19 protein-coding genes are annotated in these 20,260 nt (G+C 40.2%); 1 reads left to right on the top strand and 18 read right to left on the bottom strand.

Features of this window, described 5'->3' with window-relative positions; genetic code table 11:
• Positions 1-31: 31 nt before the first annotated feature.
• The 14 genes from NSQ84_RS02645 to NSQ84_RS02580 form a co-directional block, all read right to left on the bottom strand.
• Positions 32-673, bottom strand: coding sequence for a class D sortase (locus tag NSQ84_RS02645; protein ID WP_063386345.1), 642 nt, complete (start codon positions 671-673; stop codon positions 32-34).
• Between the two features lies 1 nt (position 674).
• Complete coding sequence (locus NSQ84_RS02640; protein WP_339212196.1) at positions 675-2,081, bottom strand: processed acidic surface protein; 1,407 nt, start codon at positions 2,079-2,081, stop codon at positions 675-677.
• 144 nt (positions 2,082-2,225) lie between these two features.
• Positions 2,226-2,663, bottom strand: coding sequence for a transcriptional regulator MntR (mntR, locus tag NSQ84_RS02635; RefSeq protein WP_063386346.1), 438 nt, complete (start codon positions 2,661-2,663; stop codon positions 2,226-2,228).
• A gap of 112 nt (positions 2,664-2,775) precedes the next feature.
• Positions 2,776-3,663, bottom strand: coding sequence for a metal ABC transporter permease (locus NSQ84_RS02630; RefSeq protein ID WP_066246941.1), 888 nt, complete (start codon positions 3,661-3,663; stop codon positions 2,776-2,778).
• A 2-nt stretch (positions 3,664-3,665) separates the two neighbouring features.
• Positions 3,666-4,586 carry an iron chelate uptake ABC transporter family permease subunit gene (locus NSQ84_RS02625; RefSeq protein WP_327873646.1) on the bottom strand — a complete coding sequence of 307 codons (921 nt, stop codon included), beginning with the start codon at positions 4,584-4,586 and terminating at the stop codon, positions 3,666-3,668.
• Positions 4,564-5,325, bottom strand: a complete 762-nt coding sequence (locus NSQ84_RS02620; protein ID WP_063386349.1) for a metal ABC transporter ATP-binding protein — start codon at positions 5,323-5,325, stop codon at positions 4,564-4,566. Before NSQ84_RS02620 ends, NSQ84_RS02625 begins: the two co-directional genes overlap by 23 nt.
• Position 5,326: 1 nt before the next feature.
• Positions 5,327-6,271, bottom strand: a complete 945-nt coding sequence (locus NSQ84_RS02615) for a zinc ABC transporter substrate-binding protein (RefSeq protein WP_327873645.1) — start codon at positions 6,269-6,271, stop codon at positions 5,327-5,329.
• A gap of 931 nt (positions 6,272-7,202) precedes the next feature.
• A complete protein-coding gene (locus tag NSQ84_RS02610) occupies positions 7,203-7,817 on the bottom strand; it encodes a nucleotidyltransferase family protein (RefSeq protein ID WP_117017039.1) in 615 nt (204 codons plus the stop codon).
• Between the two features lie 24 nt (positions 7,818-7,841).
• On the bottom strand, positions 7,842-9,107 hold the full coding sequence (gene glp / locus NSQ84_RS02605; RefSeq protein ID WP_066246947.1) for a gephyrin-like molybdotransferase Glp: 1,266 nt from the start codon (positions 9,105-9,107) through the stop codon (positions 7,842-7,844).
• Positions 9,108-9,253: 146 nt separating this feature from the next.
• Positions 9,254-10,267: a GTP 3',8-cyclase MoaA gene (moaA, locus tag NSQ84_RS02600; RefSeq protein ID WP_094246421.1), complete on the bottom strand. Its 1,014-nt coding sequence runs from the start codon at positions 10,265-10,267 to the stop codon at positions 9,254-9,256.
• A 511-nt stretch (positions 10,268-10,778) separates the two neighbouring features.
• Positions 10,779-11,990, bottom strand: coding sequence for a dihydrolipoamide acetyltransferase family protein (locus tag NSQ84_RS02595; protein ID WP_162877023.1), 1,212 nt, complete (start codon positions 11,988-11,990; stop codon positions 10,779-10,781).
• A gap of 101 nt (positions 11,991-12,091) precedes the next feature.
• The gene (locus tag NSQ84_RS02590; RefSeq protein WP_339212195.1) at positions 12,092-13,093 is read right to left on the bottom strand and encodes an alpha-ketoacid dehydrogenase subunit beta; all 1,002 of its coding nucleotides are present in this window, start codon (positions 13,091-13,093) and stop codon (positions 12,092-12,094) included.
• A complete protein-coding gene (locus NSQ84_RS02585) occupies positions 13,083-14,081 on the bottom strand; it encodes a thiamine pyrophosphate-dependent dehydrogenase E1 component subunit alpha (RefSeq protein WP_144597185.1) in 999 nt (332 codons plus the stop codon). The genes NSQ84_RS02590 and NSQ84_RS02585 overlap by 11 nt, the downstream gene beginning before the upstream one ends.
• A 476-nt stretch (positions 14,082-14,557) precedes the next feature.
• Positions 14,558-15,058, bottom strand: a complete 501-nt coding sequence (locus tag NSQ84_RS02580) for a (2Fe-2S)-binding protein (protein ID WP_063386354.1) — start codon at positions 15,056-15,058, stop codon at positions 14,558-14,560.
• 173 nt (positions 15,059-15,231) lie between these two features.
• On the opposite strand from NSQ84_RS02580, the gene NSQ84_RS02575 reads away from it, so the two are divergent.
• The gene (locus tag NSQ84_RS02575) at positions 15,232-15,462 is read left to right on the top strand and encodes a hypothetical protein (RefSeq protein WP_327873642.1); all 231 of its coding nucleotides are present in this window, start codon (positions 15,232-15,234) and stop codon (positions 15,460-15,462) included.
• A gap of 200 nt (positions 15,463-15,662) precedes the next feature.
• On the opposite strand, the gene NSQ84_RS02570 is transcribed toward NSQ84_RS02575, so the two are convergent.
• Genes NSQ84_RS02570 through NSQ84_RS02555 form a run of 4 tightly spaced genes read right to left on the bottom strand, consistent with a single transcriptional unit; the run spans position 15,663 to position 20,199 of the window.
• Entirely contained in the window at positions 15,663-16,604 is a 942-nt protein-coding gene (locus NSQ84_RS02570; protein WP_327873641.1) for a xanthine dehydrogenase family protein subunit M, read from the bottom strand.
• A 20-nt stretch (positions 16,605-16,624) separates the two neighbouring features.
• Positions 16,625-17,011, bottom strand: coding sequence for a VOC family protein (locus NSQ84_RS02565; RefSeq protein WP_327873640.1), 387 nt, complete (start codon positions 17,009-17,011; stop codon positions 16,625-16,627).
• Positions 17,001-17,813 carry an N-acyl homoserine lactonase family protein gene (locus NSQ84_RS02560; protein ID WP_144597178.1) on the bottom strand — a complete coding sequence of 271 codons (813 nt, stop codon included), beginning with the start codon at positions 17,811-17,813 and terminating at the stop codon, positions 17,001-17,003. The genes NSQ84_RS02565 and NSQ84_RS02560 overlap by 11 nt, the downstream gene beginning before the upstream one ends.
• A complete protein-coding gene (locus NSQ84_RS02555; protein ID WP_327873639.1) occupies positions 17,800-20,199 on the bottom strand; it encodes a xanthine dehydrogenase family protein molybdopterin-binding subunit in 2,400 nt (799 codons plus the stop codon). Before NSQ84_RS02555 ends, NSQ84_RS02560 begins: the two co-directional genes overlap by 14 nt.
• Positions 20,200-20,260 lie beyond the last annotated feature (61 nt).

Raw genomic sequence — 20,260 nt, 5'->3', positions numbered from 1 at the left:
TGGAAACATTATGATAGGTCAAGATAACAGATTATTTTTTCAACTTCTCGGAAACAAGATATGCTACGAGCACGTATCGTTCCGGCGCGGAGCCGATAAAATGAAACGGATAACATGTACTGACAGTTAACGTAGCCCTCGGTTTCGGAACGATCACGGTCCGGTCGTCTTTATCAACGATCCGAACCTTATAGATTTTATAAGTAAATTCTCCAGCTGAAGTTGTGACGATTAACTCGTCTCCTTTTCCTACTTCCCCTAGCCTACGAAACACGGTGTCGCGATGACCGGAAAGAACCGAATTGTCTGCCTCTCCTGGCAATACGCTTCCTGCAAAATGACCGACCCCTTTTTCAAGCTCTTCTTCGTTCGTTCCATGGTATATCGGAAGTACTGCATTTAGTTTTGGAATAAACAGCTCTCCTATTTGCTCCCCAATTTTAGGTCGTGTCGGATATAAAACCTTTTCTGCCTTCGTATTTTTTTCTGGGGCCGGCTGTGCAGCTTCCGCCTTCTGTTTCATTTCAGAATGGGTCTCAGGCAGTAGCATTCCTTTGAAAAGTTTATAGCTGTTTGCGGCTGAAAACCATAGGCCGGCTAATATAATCATTGATGCAAAGAAAAGAAGAAACAACCGCTTGTTTCGGCTGCTTCTTTTTGTAGTTTCCAGCATATTAAACCTTCCTTGCTTGCCTAAAAATTAAAAATCCCGCTAAAACAATGAACAATCCTACAATAGCATTCACGCCATAGCCGGAATCTGTTTTCGGCAATTTTGCACCTTTTACTGTTTTATGCTCATTGTCCTTTACAGCTTTTAGCTTTTTTTCTATTTTTTGCGAAACGTTTTTCTCTTGTTTCACACTTTTGGCTTCTTGAGCGCCGTGACGAATCGTTTGCCCAGTTCGATGTAACGTATCTGAATCAACGATTTCTCCGGTAATGAGGAGATCAGCCAAAAATTCTCCACTTTCACTGTATATGTTGATTTTCAATTTTGCATTGATCAATTCTTTCAAGTTAAATAGATCAAACAGCGAAAGCTCCTTTTCAGACCCATCTTTTACAAAGGAAAATGTAACTTTAATTTTAAAAATACGTTGAAAATCTTTAAAAATCGAAATTAACTCCTCGATTTGGCTCTTTGTAAGCTCTGTCGCTTCATCAAACCCTTCAAAAGCCATCATCCGATCCGCCAAGTCCAACAAAGCTATAATTGTCTCTTCTTTCATAAGATGCTCTTCAATTGATCGCAAATGGTTCTTTAACCGCTCGATTTCTTCTTTTGTCAATCCGTATTCCTGCTCAAAAACCGTTAATAAATCGTAAAGGAGCTCGTCTTCTACACCAGCATCCCATTCTTCACTTAAAAATGTTATAACATCCTCTTCCAAATCATCTAGAAAAACGTAATCCTCCAATTTTTTTCCGTGTTCTTGAAGCAGCTGGCGCAACTCCTTTTCATTTAAATCATATTCATCATAAATATAGGATAAATTGCTTAAATCCTTTTTAATAACTTCTCCTAAAAATCTTTCTAAACTTTTAACGGTTTTAAAGTCTTCCAGTTTTCTCTCATATAAAGTCAAAGATCTATTAATATGGTCAATCGTCACAGGAAATCCTCTAATACTACTAATTTTCGCCAAATAGTCTTGCAAATTTTTATCAAAATTTGGATCACGCTCTATGTAAAGCATGACGGCATCATACAAATTTTCTACAAACACATACTCATCTAGATCTTCACCGTGTTCTTGAAGCAGCTGGCGCAAACTGGCTTCATTTAAATTAAATTCGTCAAATATTTCGGTTAAATTGCTTAAATCTTTTTGAATAACCTCTCCTAAAAAATCACGAAGTTCTTCAACAGAATCAAAATTTTCGATCTTTTCTTCATATTGAGCTAACGAAAATTCGATATGTTCTCTTGTAACTTTGAAACCTCTTTGTTTACTTACTTCCGCTAAATATTGATTCAGTTCTTTCTCAAAAGATGCTTGTTGTGCAGCTGATGACGGCTTTGGCATCACTCCTATCCACAAAATAAAAGCTAGTAATATGAATCCCCATTTTTTCATCATAATCCTCTTTTCCTCTTTTTTTATATCTCTTGAGAAAATTATAAATAGGAATAACGAATCAATCAACAAAATTTTTACAATTTTTACAAAAATTTTTACATGCACAAAAAAAGCGACTTCTAAATTAGAAGTCGTTTAATGTTAGAAGTCGTTTTCTTCATTTTCTTCATTCAAATTTTGCAATTGCTGCAATTCTATGATTCGACTTTTATCTTTTTCAAAAAATTGAATCAGATCCCCTATTCGGTCAATAGCATCCCAGCTCAAATGGTGCTCAATTCCTTCCACGTCGCGATAGATGTTTTCTTCTTTGACGCCAATAATCCGCAAAAATTGCTCTAACAGATCATGTCGGTAGACGAGGCGTTTTCCGATTTTTTTTCCTTTCGGCGTTAAGACGAACCCTCTATATTTTTCGTAAACTAAGTAGTCATCCTTGTCGAGCTTCTGCACCATTTTTGTAACGGAAGAAGGGTGTACAGATAACGCTTCTGCTATATCCGACACTCTCGCATAGCCTTTATTTTCAATTAGCAAATATATTTGTTCAATATAGTCTTCCATACTCGGGGTTGGCATTGGTTATCCTCCATTAATATCTTCATCATACAAAGTTTACTATATAAAAGCACCATAAGACAAGCGTATGGAGGAGATCAACCGTTATGAAAGACAATTTAATAGCCGATTTTCATCCTGTCTTTTTTACAGTTTTATGCAATCGCAAATATCTCGCAATCCATCCATGTTTCGGAGAAAACAAAAAGCTTATGAAAAACACTAATCCTGTGGCAAATGCCATTGAGCCAGAAATAGAAGTGTCGACCCAAGCTGCTATATAATAGCCCGCTACAGCAGATATTACGCCAAATAATCCGCTTAATACTAGCATAATAGAAAGTCTATCTGTCCAAAGATATGCCGAGGCAGCTGGAGTAATTAACATCGCAACGACCATAATTGCGCCGACCGCATCAAAAGAAGCAACTGTCGTGATCGATACTAAGCATAAGAATACATAATGCATGAGTAAAACAGGAATCCCTAAGCTGGCAGCAAGCGCAGGATCAAATGAAGTGATTTTCCATTCTTTATAAAAAGCGACAAGAACAAATAAAACAACAAACAAAACGAGAGCCAGCAATGCTGTAGCCTTCGGAACCTCGCCAATTAGAGGAAGTGAAATTTTATTCCAAGGTATAAAGGTGATTTCCCCCATTAAAGCATGTTGAACATCTAAATGTGCATTTCCTACAGAAGTCGCTATTAAAATAACGCCAATAGCAAACATCGTCGTAAACACAATTCCTATTGCTGCATCTTGCTGAACGTCTAAAGAATGAAGCCACTGCACTAAAAAAGCTGTCAATAGTCCTGCAAATATAGCACCAATGAGCATATGAGTTCCGCTTAATTCACGTGTAATAATAAAAGCGATGACAATTCCTAACAGAACCGTATGACTAATTGCATCAGCCATCATCGCCATTTTCCTGAGTATCAGAAATACACCTATTAAGCCGCAGGACAGCCCTACTAAAGAAGCAGTTACGATAATCCACATAGCATGATAAGTCATGGTTATTCTACCCCTTTTGTTCTTAAGGCCTTACTGGTATGAATATTCACTAATCTTTTTTGCATTTTCAATTGTAAATACTTGACCAGAATCCCTTTCTCTTTGCCAAAGAAAAGCGATAAGAAAAACAGCGCGGACGCCACAATGACGATAAAAGGTCCTGTAGGCCATCCTCTTCCCAATGCACTGATGAATGTTCCTAATGCTCCAGCCGCTCCCCCAAACAGAGCTGATATGATAATCATCCGTTGAAAAGACTGTGTCCAATAGCGGGCACTTACTGACGGGATAATCAGCAGGGCGGCAATTAAAATAACTCCTACAGCTTGAATCCCGATGACAATCGTTGTGACAAGAATCGTTGTATATAATCCGTTCATCCATTTAAGTGACAGTCCTAATCCTTTTGCAAATTCCGGATCGAAAAGATATATTTTCCATTCTTTAAATGCAATGAATACAATCAAAATAACCGCCAAAGCTAGGATTAACATTGTAGTGACATCTGATCTGACCATCGAGGCGGCCTGACCGAAAATAAAACTGTCCAAACCGCTCTGATTTCCGCCTGACGTCCGATTCACAACTGTCAGGAGCATGATTCCTAAGCCAAAAAAAATAGACAGCACCATTCCCATCGCCGTATCTGCCGAAATTCTAGTTGATGAACGTATCCATTGGATAAATGATGCTCCAATTAAAGCGCTGATGGATGCTCCAATGATCATGACAAATAAGTTTTTTTCTCCAAGTAGAAGAAAGGCGATCACAACACCGGGCAATGCTGCATGAGCTAAGGCATCGCTCATTAAGCTTTGCCGCTTCCAATAGGCTAAACAGCCCATTGTTCCAGCAGCAATCCCAAAAATCATCGTGCTAAATAACACCCAGTGTGTGTTGCTATTTAATAGGATTGTGAACATGAAGACTCTCCTCTCTCAACCAGCGCAAGTCTCCTCCATAAGTTCGCGAAATATTTTCTCTAGTAAAAATTTGCTTCGTTTTTCCGTACTGAATGACGGTGCGATTTAATAAAAGAACATGGTCAAAATAATCTTCTACTGTTTGCAAATCATGGTGCACGACCATGACCGTTTTTCCTAAAGCTTTTAATTCTTTCAGCAATGTCATAATAGCGCGTTCTGTTGCTGCATCAACACCAGCCAGCGGTTCGTCCATAAAATACAAGTCGGCATTTTGCACTAATGCGCGTGCTAAAAACACACGCTGCTGTTGACCGCCAGAAAGCTGGCTTATCTGACGGTCAGCGTAATCAGCCATCCCTAATTTTTCCAAGGCCTCGAATGCTTTTTGTTTATGCAATCGGGATGGCCGCTTCAGCCATCCGATTTGCCCATATAGTCCCATAGTGACAACATCCAATGCGTTTGTTGGAAAGTCCCAATCAACCGAACCTCGCTGTGGTACATAACCGATCCTTTTTTGGACCTTGTTGAATGGCAATCCGAAAAATTTCACTGATCCCGTTAAGGAAGGGTGAAGATTTAATATTGTTTTTAAAAGCGTCGACTTTCCAGCACCGTTCGGACCGACGATTCCCACTAGCGAACCAGCCTGCACTACAAAATTCACATCGAAGAGCACTGTATTTTTTCGATAGGAAGCGGACAGATTCTCTACTTGAAGCACTGCTTCAGCCATGCTATTTTCCTCCTTCGCTTAATGCTTCATAAATCGTATTGATATTATGGCGATACATTCCTATATAAGTTCCTTCTTCTGTTCCTTCCTCACCCATTGCATCAGAGTAAAGCTCCCCGCCTAATGTAACGTTAATTCCTTCACTTTTCGCTCCTTCTATGACAGCCTTGATCGATTTTTCATTAATACTTGATTCGATAAATACGGCAGGAACTTTATACTTTTTAATAATGTCAATCGTATCTTGAATATCTGTAATACCGATTTCGGAATCAGTGCTAAGTCCTTGAAGACCAACTACTTTAATGCCGTGCATTCGTCCGAAATATCCGAAAGCATCATGCGCTGTGACAAGAACTCTTTGACTTTCTGGAATGTCCGCAAGCTTTTCGGCTTCTTTTTTCAAATCAGCTAATCTAGCAAAATATTTCTTTTTATTTTCTTCAAAATAATCTGCGTCTTCCGGAGAGAATTCTTTTAATTGTTCAACCGCAGCATCCAATGCCTGCTGCCAAAGGTCCAGATCAAACCAAATATGAGGATCAACTACCCCTTTTTCATCCTTTAAAAGAGATTCTTCAGGAATGGTTTCACCGACTGCAAGAACAGGTTTTGATTCAGAGATCTTTTCAAATATTTCAACCATGTTCGCTTCCAAATGCAATCCGTTGTAAAAAATGATATCTGCTTCTTCAAGAGTTTCCATATCACTTTGAGTAGCCTTATACAAATGAGGGTCTACAGACGGCCCCATTAAACTTTTGACATTTAAACGATCGCCGCCGATTACAGACAACGGCTCGCCAATTTGTGCAATCGTTGTGACGACATTAATTTTTCCATCTTTTGATCGTTTGGATGCTTTTTGTCCAGAACTACACGCGCTTAACACCAGCAAGGCACTAATTAAGAATAAGCACCCCATTTTTTTCATAACATTTTTCATTTTTTCGCACTCTCCTTTTATTTTTATGAATTGATTTGATTTTTAAGTCAGCCCATCTCTCTAGTTTATTGGCGAACGATTTCTATTTAATATCGACAACCATTCTGGCAAATTGTGAATTCAGGAATCAAACATTGTCCGTTTTTTATAGAAAACTCCTATATGTAACCTCAATTTGTTTTTATTCCTGAGAAGAAACAAAACTGAAAAAACGCAATCAATGAATAAATGCCAAAACACTTACAGACATGAATTTCATTTCGCTAGTTGATTTGTTTCAGCTTCGCCATTCAGCTTACCGTTTGGCTTAATACTTTACAGAAAGTTGCCGGCTTCATGTTGCACAAATAAGAATTTTTTCCATTCCTTCACCTACTTTTTTACCATAGTTATAAATATTGCCTAAGGGCAAACTTTATGTTAAAAAAAATTCCTTCACACATATTTATTTTATTGAGTTTAAATTTTGTTGTTATTGCATATATTTTTCCTTAATGCAAATTTAATACCATTTTTGAGAAACTGTCAAGTATAAACCATCTGAATAAACGGGAGAAATTAAAACGAAATGGAAGAACCGCATTCGTACTCAGCGGTGCAAAGAGATGAGGAACACTCGCACAAGTATCCTAATGAATGATGATCAAGGAAGGATTTGCTTGTTATTTCTAATACCGGATAACTAAGATACAATTTTCTCAACAATCATAAAGAGCCTTATTAAGATACGAATTATATATAGATCCCATCAGAGCTGTTTGTTTATCGATTTCAATATGGGACTCCTGCAATAAATTTTCTAAAGTCTCGGTCAATCTTGTTGAACCGGGAAATTTTTGATTGAATAAAACCACGCACTTCTTCAAGTACAACGACCGTTACACAAATTTAAAAAGGGACAACAATGAATCTATTGTTATCCCTATTTTTGTTAAATATATTTTGGCGCAATCCTTTTTAGTTTGAGCAGATCCTCTGTGGTGTCAATGTCAAATCCCCATTCTGAATTTTCAAACGGTACAGCCATTAAGCTGGAATAATGTTTTTGGACAATTGATTTTCCTCCCTCATCACCTTGAATTTGCTCAAATTCATCAAATAATTCAGCATCAAACAATACAGGGTGTCCAAGCACATTATTATACTTAGGGCGGAAAATGCGGACACCTTCTTTTCGATATTGATCATAAGATTCTAGTAATTTAGTTATAACTATTGGAGGTACAAAGGGCTGGTCTGCCAAAAATACGAAGACTGCATCCGTTCGTCCCTTTAAAGCCTGAATCCCTGCTTTAAGAGAGGAAGCCATGCCGGATTCATAATCCCGATTCTCAATGATTTCTATTTCTGTTAAATCAGATGTGTGTTTGCGCAGCTCTTCGATATGTTTGCCGCCGACCAATACAATTGGTTTTAAGCCAGCTGCGGTAGCGGTGTTCACAGAGTAGCGAAATAATGGCTTCCCACCTAGAGATAATAACAGCTTTGGTTTTCCCATCCGTTTTGACATTCCGGCTGCTAAAATAATTGCTCCAACCTTTTTCAAACCATCTCTCCCCCAGACTCATTGTCACTGTCTCAATTCCTCAACCGCACCCAGCAAATACACTTCCGCTTTCTCACCTGCATTAAATCCTTTTCCCCCAGGCACTTTAACGAGACAATTGCTTTCCAGAAAGCTGGACAGAACATTAGAAGCTTGTTTCTTTGATATTTTCACTCTTAGTTCACCGGTTGGGGAAACGTACGTTAATCCTCGTAAAAACCGGGTGTGAAGCATTTGCTTCCCTTCAATTGCCTCGTCACATACAACCGTTACCCGTTTCGGCAGCGGATCCTTAGAACCGCTCATATAGCGTATAGCAGGCAGCACATAAAGATGTGCATTGACGTAAGACGAAGCTGGATTTCCTGCCAAAGCAAAAATCGGCTTATCCTGCCATACTCCGCACAAAACTGGCATTCCAGGGCGAGCTAATGTTTTCCAGAATATCACTTTCGCATTAATTTTTTCAAATACCTTTCCAAGGAAGTCATATTCGCCCATGGACACGCCTCCGCTTGTTACTAAAATGTCCACCTGCTGTAGAATCTCTAGCATCTTTTTTTCTAGCTCTTCTACTTTGTCCGGGGCAATCCCGAAATAAACCGGTTCACCTCCTGCTTGACTCACTTGACCGGCCAGCATTACGCCGTTACTGTCACGAAGCTTTCCAGGGACGATCGGCTCGTCTACGTTTAATAATTCACTTCCCGTTGAAAGAATACCAACCTTAGGCTTCGCATAAACCGCAACAGATGCAATCCCGAATGTAGCGAGCAGACCCAGTTCAATTGGTCCTAAAAGCGTCCCTTGTGTGAGGACGTCCTTCCCTTCTTCAACATCTTGTCCCTTTTTGGCAATAGCATCGCCAATTTTAACCGATTGATAAACCAAAACGCTTTCGCTATCTTCCATTGCATTCTCAGTTTTCTCTACCATAACGACTGCGTTTGCACCTTCGGGGATAGGTGCTCCCGTCATAATGCGGCTGGCCGTACCTTGGGTAATTTTTTGTTGAGGTAAATATCCAGCGGGAATCTCTTCCAAAACCTTCAGCTTTACCGGGTCAGAAGCGCTGGCATTGATCACATCCTCCGCACGCAGAGCGTAACCGTCTACAGTGGAACGGTCAAACATAGGGACATCGTGATCAGCCCTTACCGTTTCCGCTAGATAGTACCCAAGAGCTTTAGACAGAGGTATGGTAATAACCGGAAGGGGACGTATCACAGAGAGAATAAGACGTTGTGCTTCTTCAAATGGGATAGGGGAAGAATTCGGGATATATAACATGCAATCACCACCTGTATATTTTGAAATGATCCTGCGCCTTTCATTAGTTGAAAAATACGTTCTTTTGTCCCTTCAGTCGACCGACAATTTCGTTGTTATCATAGCGATTAGCAGAAATATATGTTCTTTTCTCCCCCCGCTCTGTTTTATCCTCCAATATAGTACATCTCTATCTTCTTTTTGTTCGGCATCGTTGTATTGTTAAATCTTTCTTCAGAGTAACGATCAGCTCGACGGCTCCAAACATCCTGAATGAGATTCCTAATTTCTTCATCCTTTGCCCCGCTGCGGAGCTGCGCCCGCAAATCTGTCCCTTGCGAGGCAAATAGACAGGTGTAAAGATTGCCGTCCGCTGAGAGGCGAGCTCTTGTGCACGTGGAACAAAAAGAGTCCGTTACGGAAGAAATAATGCCTATTTCCTCATTTGTGCCGCGATAGCGATAACGAGAGGCTACTTCTCCAAAATAATTGGACGGGATCGGTTCTAACGGCATTTCAGCGTTTACACGTTCGAAAATTTCTTGCTTAGATACCACTTGTGTAAGATTCCAGCCGTTGCTATTTCCTACATCCATAAATTCAATAAAGCGTAAAACATGTCCGGTCCCGCGGAAGTGACGCGCCATGGGCACAATGTCCTGATCATTGATCCCCTTTTGTACAACCATATTCACTTTCACCTTCATACCTGCCTTTGCGGCCGCTTCAATCCCTTCAAGAACTGTTTTGACGTCACAGCGGCCGCCGTTCATTTGGCGAAAAACTTTATCATCTAAGCTGTCCAAACTAACGTTGACACGGTGAAGACCAGCGTCCTTTAACGCTTTCGCATGTTTGGCAAGAAGAGAACCGTTCGTAGTCAAAGCAATGTCAGAAATACCCTCTATAGAACCGAGCATTTCAATTAACTTCGGCAGCTCTTTGCGCAGCAACGGCTCTCCCCCTGATAGGCGAATTTTCTCGACGCCAAGTGAGGCAAAAATGCGAGCCAGTCGAGTTATTTCCTCAAAACTGAGCAACTGATCATTTTTGAGAAATTGAAAATAAGGACCAAAAATCTCCGCTGGCATACAATAGCGGCAGCGAAAATTACACCGATCAGTAACTGAAATGCGCAAATCACGGAGAGGACGCTGAAGGGTATCGGTTATTTTGTTCATATTGCCCATTTTTACACTCTCCTATCATGCTAACATTATTTTGGAGAAAAAGCTTCTCATGAAAATTTCAAGTTGTTCCGAATTTTTGAAACTTTTTGATGCAGGCGTTGATGAATCAGTTCTCACTCGTTTTTTAGTTACCGCCTAAAAATATAAATGGCGGAGGATGGAGAAGACTCCATCTAAAACTCCGTCATTTGTTTCAATTTTTCAAGCAAGCTTATTTTCAAAAACGAGTGATACTCTGGTATTGCCTCCGGTACTGCTTATAAAACCTGCTGACCTTGGTTTATAAAAAGGAGATGGCCGGAAATCCTATTATATGTTTCTATCAAGTTGAAAATTATGTCTAGTCATTCTAAATCTTCAGACAATATTTTCGGTGTGCACCAGCTCCTGCTCCTCAGATCAGAGTCAAAGATAGCTTGATTAAAAGCTTTGCTTAATGTCCTTCTCAGAAAAATTGTTTTAATGTTCGAATGCTCATCATGGCAACTTCCTAATGATTTCATTATTTTACTGTTGAAAAGATATTCCATTGACCTGATTGCAGCTGATCACATAATTGAGCGAGAAATCTTCCACCGTAGGCGCCATCAATTGTACGATGATCAAATGAAGCATTTAATGTGATCATCGGCTTTATCAAAGTTTCATGACGATTCGTTAAAACAGGCTGTTCTATTATATTTCCAACTGCTAAGATGCCGGTTTCAGGAGGATTTACGATTGCCACAAACTCGTCAACTCCAACTGAGCCAAGATTGGAAATTGTGAAAGTTCCTCCACGCATTTCTTCAGGCTTCAATAAGCCTTTTCTCGCTTTTTCAACCAATTCTGTTCTTTTTTCTGCAATCTCGATTAAGGACAATTGATCTGCCTGATGGATGACGGGAACAACTAAACCGTCATCAATAGCAACCGCTAGACCAATATTAATATCTTCATGCTCCAAAATATAAGGATCTCCTTCAGAATCTATGAATGAGGCATTTACCCTCGGGAATTTCTTCAATGTTAAAGCCACCGCCTGTATGAGAAAATCATTAAATGATAAACGAACGCCTGCCGAATGTTCAATGCTTGAAACTACTGCCTGCCGCAATTGCACAATGGATGATACATCGACTCTTTTCTTGATTTGGAATTGAGGAACATTCATAAAGCTTGCGGTCATTCGCTGCGCAATCGTTTTTCTCATACTTGTAAGGTTAACCCTTTTCCCTTTAGCATGTATCGATGCTATGACTTTATTTTCTGTTTTAACACTTTGATTCACTACATTTGCAGCTGCTTCCGCCACATCTTTCAGAATCACTCTTCCCCTTGGTCCCGAGCCTTTAATTTTGGTTAGATCTACTCCGCGCTGCTTTGCAAGTCTTCTAGCTGCTGGAGAAACTCGGATTCTTTCAGTCTTTCCTGGTGAGATGTTCTCTTCTTTTACAGGATTATGATCGGAGCTGCCTTTTTGTTCGGTGGAATGTTTACCACTCGATACATATGCAAGAACAGTTCCTACTGGTACAGTTTCACCTTCATCCACAACAATTTCTTCTAACGTTCCCTCTACTTCTGATTCAACCTCAAGACTGGATTTTTCAGTTTCTACAATTAAAATTGGGTCATCTATTTTAATGGTATCACCAATTTTGACCTCCCATGAAACTATACGAGCCTCTTCCATTGATGAATCCAATTTAGGAAGTACAATTTCCTGCCGCACCTTTTTTCCTCCTTCGTCATAACACATAGATAGCATCTTTTTGTATATATAAATTGCAATTATTTATCAAAATGCTTTCAAATAATTGTTGTACTGTGCCATTACACTGTTTCCATTTGTAAATACAAAGATTTTTTTACTCCTTGAATGATATCTTTCGTTTGTGGGAGCATTTCTTTTTCTAAATTTAAGTTATATGGAACAGGAACATCTTCCGCCCCCACTCGTTGTACCGGTGCATCCAGATCATCAAAAGCCTCCTCTTGAATTCTGGCAGCAATTTCAGCTCCCCAGCCGTAAGAACGAGTCGCTTCATGCACAACAACTACTCGGTTCGTCTTTTTTACTGACTCCTTAACTGTTTCTATATCTAGAGGAACAAGAGTACGCAAATCAATTACTTCAGCATCGATTCCTTCTTTTTCTAATTCTTTTGCAGCTTCAAGCGAAAACTGTACCATTCTTGACAGCGTAACAATCGTAACATCCTTTCCAGACCTTTTAATATCCGCCTTTCCTAAAGGAATCGTGTATTCCTCTTCCGGAACTTCTCCTTTTTGAGAGTAAAGCATTTTATGTTCAATAAATATGACCGGACTTCCTTCCCGGATGGATGCTTTCAATAATCCTTTCGCATCATAAGGGGTAGAAGGTGCAACGACTTTGAGCCCCGGAATATGTGCAAATAATGTTTCAAGGCTTTGCGAGTGCTGGGCGCCATTTCCTCTTCCCCCGCCGCCTTGTGTACGTATTACCATTGGAACGCTCGTTTGTCCTCCAGACATATAGGCCATTTTCGCTGCCTGATTAATAATTTGATCCATCGCTACTAGCGAAAAATCAATCCACATAATCTCAATGATCGGCTTTAACCCCGTCATCGCTGCCCCAACTCCTGCTCCGATAAATCCGGTTTCAGAGATAGGTGTATCGATGACTCGTTCTTTTCCGAATTCATCAAACAAACCTTTTGTCACCTTAAAAACGCCGCCATATGAACCAATATCTTCCCCTAAAAGGATTACTCTATCATCTAATGCCATTTCTTCTTTAAGAGCTTCATTGATTGCTTGGGCATAACTGATGATTCTATTAGTAGACATCATTAAAGATCTCCTCCATTTCAGGTTCTTCAGATTTCATCGCACGTTCATATGCAATGTCAATTTCTTGTATGACTTGTTGTTGTATTTCATCTAATTCTTTTTCGTTCAATACATTTTGTTTTAAGCATACATCCCGAAAATATCTGATCGGTTCTTTTTGTCTCCATTCCTCCACTTCTTCTTTTGTTCGGTACGTCTCCGCATCACCGATCATATGTCCTAACAATCTATAAGTTTTGGCTTCTATAAAGGTAGGCCCTTCACCTGAACGCGCCCGTTCCACAGCTTGTTTTGCAACCTCATATACAGCTCGCACATCATTTCCATTCACGATGATCGACGGAATGCGATAGGCCAGTCCTCTTTCTGCTAAATGCTCATTTAATACAGCATTTTTAATTGGCGTCATTTCTGAATATAGATTGTTTTCGCAAACGAAAACGACCGGCAGTTTATAGATCGCAGCCAAATTTAGAGCTTCATGAAATGCTCCTTGGTTTGTCGCCCCATCTCCGAAAAACGCAACAGAAACTTGATTCTTTTTCAACGTTTTGATGGATAAACCTGCTCCGACAGCAATTGGAATACCTGCACCGACGATGCCATTCGCTACTAATATCCCAAGCTCTTGAGATGTAATATGCATAGGGCCCCCTTTTCCTTTGCAATAGCCTGTCTTCTTCCCTAAAATTTCGGAAAATAATTGAAAAGGATCGGCCCCTTTTGCTAATGCTTGACCACGCCCCCGATACGTAATGGAAATATAATCGTCTTTTTTCAAATTCATACAAACTCCAGCTGCTACAGCTTCTTGGCCAATAGATGAGTGAAGTGATCCACCCATGAGTCCTTTTTTGTAAATTTGAATGCTTTTTTCTTCAAATACACGTATCGTGTTCATAATCCGCCATGCTTGTATGAACCAGTTTTTATCCCAATTGAAATTGTTTTCATTTAAGTGGTATGTTTGAAGCAGCTCTTGCATTTCCATAAACCTCCTTGTATTCCATCACCATACAGATATGCTTTTGCTAGAATCTTGATTTTATTATGGTTAAAGTCAATTACGAACATAGATAGGCTTTAAGAATGAGTCACAATCTCATCTAAAGCAGAGGCGATTTTCCTAGTCGTTTGAAAAACTACGGGGCTGTCCAAAAGGTCAGGGTTAACTGACTTTTTGGAGCCCCTTCATTTTAGGAACTTATCAGAACCATTTTTCCTATCTTGTTTATATCCTTCAGAAGGCTTATGAAGGACTTTTCTTATGCTCTCTTTCTGAATTAAGTTCTTCAAAAGTTTTATAACGGACATTCAGCACATACAATTGCTTCTTGTTGGACTTCATTGCCTCTATGAGAACATGTACAAATTTGATTCCATTATTTTTGTCCTTCACAGTAGTATTTCTCCCAAATCCTTCATTTTAGGAACTCATCAGAACAGCCCCTGATTATTTATTTAACCAGCCAATTCCGATTGTTTTAATTTTTCTGCAGCTGCTTTTACCGATTTAATAATTCCTTGATATCCTGTACAACGGCACAAATTACCGGACAACGCTTCACGAATTTCTTCATCGGATGGATCAGGATTTTCTTTTAAAAATTCGTAAACAGATATCACAAATCCTGGAGTACAGAACCCGCACTGCAAACCATGATTTTCCCAAAAAGCCTCCTGAATCGGATGAAGGTGATCAGGCGTTCCTATTCCTTCAATGGTGGTAATGGAGCGATTATCTGCTTGAACCGCTAACAGCAAACAGGAACGGACTGCCTGACCGTCCACCAATATCGTACAAGCGCCGCATACCCCCTGTTCACAACCAACATGTGTTCCCGTTAAACCTAATTCTCTCCGGAGAAAGTCACTTAGTAATGTCCGAACATTCACTTCACGCTCATATACCGTTCCATTGACAGTGACCGTGATTTTTTTGCGAGTAGTTTTATCTATCATGTAAATTCCTCCCCCTACTTTTCATTATTTATTTATTGTTTCCTCACATTTTCTTTAAAACTTTTCAAACCCCGCACAAATGCTATATGAAGAAATATGGGTAAAGGGATGTTTTCTTATCTATGAGGAAGTGAAACATCCCGTTATGACCCCCTTGAATTTACATTTGTCTCATGGTCGCTCTATTGGGACCATTCGGTGTAACCGCGAGTGAAGGCGAACATGTTCTCCGTACACTTACAAAAATTCGTCTGTATTCCGAATTAAAGCCGCAGCGATCGGTGGTGACAGCATTCGTAAAAAGAAGACCGCCGGCTCTCGGTATGATCAAGCCTTTTATAGCGGTCATTTTGTCTGATTCAACACCTACAAATGACCTTTCTTCAATGGTTCAAAGTCAATGATTGAAATTTCGAAAATGAAACGAGCAGCGATCATCTCGAGCTCTTTTCGAAAAAGAGGAATGCAGGTAATGACTGTTACTAGTGTCATTTGCTTAATTTTTTCATCGAGTTATAATACAAGTGAGTCCTCTTTGGTTTTTTCGTTAGGGAAACGGCCTCAAACCCTTATCAAAACCAAGGGGACTTTTTATTTTTCTTCATTACTGAAATGTTCCTTTAATTTGTTGGTATGCCTTTTGTAAAGCCCGAATACTCAATACGGATGACGCTTCTTTTCGATACTCAGCACTGGAAATTTCAGAAACACGGCGTCCCATGATTCTCGAAAGCTGCAATGTATAGCCAGCTTTTGCATCTGCTTCAGGATCTGGATTGACTTCATTCTTTATATCGTTTGCTAATTGATCAAGAATTTCCTGAGTAAATGGTTTCCCAATCAATTGTGAAACAGATTGCACTTTGTAAGGGACACCTTGAGGGCTGACATTCCCTAAAGCTACCTGAGCATCTTTCACCGTGTCATCTTCATTTAACTGAAGAGTCGCCGCTGCTGAAACAATGGGAATATGTCCATGTCTTCTTGTTACTTCCAAAAATCCATATCCCGTCTCTTTTGTTAATTTTGGGAATATGATTTCGACAATGATTTCATTTTGTTTCACTGCTGTTTTAAAGTGGCTGACGAAAAACTCTTCTCCGGAAAGTACGCGTTTGCCATCAGGACCGGCAATGACAAACTGAGCATTTAACACACGAGCAACGACTCCGTATTCAGCGCCTGGCGGATTTTGTCTCAGGCTTCCTCCTATCGTACCTCGATTGCGGATCTGGAAATGCGCAATATGAGTAACGGCTTCCTGAAGCAAAGGACAATTTCGTTTTACAATTTCAGACTTTTCAACGGTGCGGTGTCTTGTTAATGCCCCGATTTTAATGGCATCACCCGTTTCTTCAATATAATCAAGATCTGTGATCCCATTTATATCAACCAAACATGAAGGACGAGCCTGCCTTAAATTCATTTCCTGCATCAGACTTTGTCCTCCAGCGATGATGACTGTATTGTCTCCGTACTTTTCGAGTGCGGTTATCGCTTCATTTACACTTTTAACAGCCACATATTCAAATGGAACTGGTTTCATTCATTCTTCCCCCTAACCTATCATTTTCCGGAAGATAACGCTTTCAAAGAATCATTACCTTCGTAAGATACAAATACAATTCGAAAATCTCCAATTTTCGCAATCATATGTTCCATTTCTCCCACTGTAAAGTGCGCGAGAATCTCACCTCCAGCTTCCAAAACAGCAGGATGAACGTCTTGTATGTTCTCCACACGAAGGTGAAAGCTTCTCAATGATTCTTTCTCTAAATCTGTCTCTTCTAAAAGTTCAATTCCTAGCGGAGAAAAAGCCACTTTTATCACGGAATCGTTTATTTGCACATTTTGCCGCTGAAAAGTTGTTCCGAAGAGCCTCGAAAAAAATTTGATCGATTGATCGATGTCTTTTACCTGCAATGCCACTCGTTCAATTCCTTTAATTTTCATGAACTGACGTCCCTTCTTTTAGTCCGTTCCTATATTTTTTTACTACTTCATAATCATGACTAGGAAGAACAATATCAGCCTCATTCTTAATTCGAATCATCGCTCGATAGGTAGCCTCTAAATCGTAAATTAATCCAGGTGGAATTTCTTGATTAATATTTAATTCAACATTTCTGGCAATGTCTCCAAGAATAACTGCGGTGCCGAATTCAGTTTGGACATATACTGCTTGGCTGCCTGGCGTATGAGTGTTTTGGAATAAGACACATTTCACCCCAGGAGCTATTTCTGTATCCCCTTCGATCAAATGAACTTGAGGCCACAATGGGTCAATTAATTCTGCAATGTCTTTTCTGTCATAAAATAACGCCCCTCCCCCGATTTTCAGCTGCGAAGATACCATTGGTGCCGCAGCAGCCTGCAATTCAGTGCGTTGGACGATGAATTTTGCATTCGGAAATTCGGCGCATCCTCCTGCATGATCATAATGGAGGTGAGTTAGAATTACCTTTTTTATCTCTTCAGCTGTAAAGCCATGGTTCTTCAATTGGGTGCGAAGGCTCCATTCAGGTTTTGTCCGATGAGGACCTAAGCCATGAACGGTCTGGCAGCGTTCAGCATCTCGAAAACCGGTGTCCACTAAAATTGGCTCTTCATTAAATGTCGGAACTAAAAGCCAAGCTAAAATCGGCACCGTTACCATCGATTTGTCGCCGCTCAGCGACCAAAATGTATCTAATACCTTTGATACATCTGCTTCTCCAAGCACCAAAGGGTATATTTCCCAATTATGATTTGACATTTTGCATTTCCCCTTGCTTAATCCATTCTAAAACTCGTTCAGGAGTAATTGGTAAATCTTTTACAATTACACCAAAAGGTGATAAAGCGTCTTCTACCGCATTCGCTACTGCTGCTGGAGACGGAATCGTTCCGCCTTCTCCCATTCCTTTTGTACCAAGCGGTGTAAAAGGTGATGGGGATTGCATGTGAATGGTTTCGATGTCTGATACATCCATTGCAGTTGGACATAAGTAATGCTGAAAATCAGGGTTTGTCATTAATCCGTTGCTGTCATATGCAAGGTCTTCTAACAGCACGCCACCAATTCCATGTGCGATGCCGCCGGCAATTTGTCCATCTGCAATCATAGGATTGATAATTGTGCCGCAATCATGGGAAACAACGAATTTGTCTACTTTCACAAGCCCGGTTTTAATGTCAACCTCTACTAGAGCAACAAAGACTCCTGTCGGATGTGTCGTATAAAGATTGACTCGCCCGTGTTCATCAGGCTCCCACTTCACTACTTTACTCGTCCATGTATAGGTTGCTTCTAAATTGCAATCTATTCCTTCCGGCACTGTCGCATAAGGTCCCGGCCATAGATAAACTTTATTGCCGATTTCTTTTAAACTGATGGCTGCTTCCGGATTTGTCGTCCCTTTAACCCTTACTGTTCCATTTGCCATTTCAAGATTTTCCGGATCTTCCTTAAGCAGATAACCGGCAATTTTTAAAAGCTTCTCCTTTAACATCTTGGCAGCTTCATATACGGCAGAAACAGTATACGTTGCACCTCTGGAAGAAAATGGACCTAATCCGTACGGCGTAATATCCGTATCTCCATAAACAAATCGAATATCGTCTATATCTACATCCATAACTTGTGAAACAACTTGTGGAATCGTTGTTTCAACCCCTTGACCTATGTTCTGATGGCTGGTTAATACTTGGAAATGTCCCTCAGGCGTCATTCGTACAGTTGCTGCCTGATAACCATTAAATATGCCATTAAAGACAGCAGCGCCAGACGGCTCAAGCATAGCGGCGATTCCAAGTCCAATGTACTTGCCTTGTTTACGAAGCTCTAATTGTTTCTTTTTAAAGTTTTGATAATCGATTTTATCCATTACGAGATCCATAAGTTTATCAAAATCTCCGCTATCATAAAGCGGCCCAGAAATTTGTTGATAAGGAAATTCGTCTTTCTTTATAAAGTTGCGACGTCTTAATTCTTCTGGTGATATACCAAGTTTTCGAGCTGCTATATCCATCATCCGCTCAATAGGATAATTGGCAATATCCTTTCCATATCCGCGGTGCGCACCATAAGGCGCTTTATTTGAAACGACCCCAATGATTTCTACGTCATAAACAGGCACTTTATATGGACCTGGAAAATAAGCACCTGCTACCGATAAAGCAGGGGTTCCCGGTGCATGGCAAGTTCCATCAACCCCAATATTTCCAATCAGCTTCGCTTGAAGTCCTGTGATGCGAAAATCTTTGTCGAACCCAATTTTCACCGTGCAAGTATAGTCTCTAGAATGAACTCCAGTTAGAATATTCTCTACTCTGTCTTCCGTCCATTTAACCGGCTTGCCAAGCATGCGCGCCATGATACAAGCAATGATTTCTGCATTTGCCTGCAATTTTGTGCCATAACCGCCGCCAACATCCGGGGCAATAACTCGTATATTATGCTCAGGCATTTGCAATGTCTGGGCAATCAGCGTACGTACTTGAGAAGGTGCCTGTGTCGAGCATGTAACTGTCATCTTTTTAGATCCAGGATTATATTCGGCAATACATACACGAGACTCCATCGGAGTTCCGGTGTAGCGGTTGTGTGTAATGGTTTCTTCAAAGACATATTCCGAATTGGCAAATGCATCGTCTATATCGCCGATAGTGGTTCTCGATTCTAATTGTTTATTATCTCCCCATTCTTCATAAAGAAGCGCCTTTGGCTTCAGTGCATCCTCAATCGTCACAACAGCTGGTAAAACCTCATATTCTACTTCAATAAGATCGACTGCATCTTCAGCAATATATCGGTCTTCGGCAGCAATAACGGCCACTGGCTCACCGACATAGCGAACCTTTTTATAGGCAATCGCATACACTTCTGGTACTTTGTTAAATATATTGATCGTCGGTGCAAGTGGTCCTGAATATTGAAGTGCCTCTTCTCCCGTTAGAACAGCTACTACTCCAGGCAGTTTTTTCGCTTTGCTTGCATCAATATTTACAATACGTGCATGAGCATGAGGACTCCGTACAATGGCCAAATGTAACATGCCTGGTTTTTCAATATCATCGGTAAATTGTCCATTACCAGTCAAAAGTCTTATGTCTTCTTTACGCTTCAAACTTACACCTAAACCTTTTTTTACAGTAACCATTTTTTCGCCTCCTCTGTTTTTTTATTTCTTAATTATTTTTTGATTAGGATCATTTGTCCTT

Origin of the sequence: Aeribacillus sp. FSL K6-3256, assembly GCF_037965805.1 — a bacterium.
GTDB classification, from domain to species: Bacteria; Bacillota; Bacilli; order Bacillales; family Aeribacillaceae; genus Aeribacillus; species Aeribacillus composti.
This window is presented reverse-complemented; position numbering and strand designations above follow the sequence as displayed.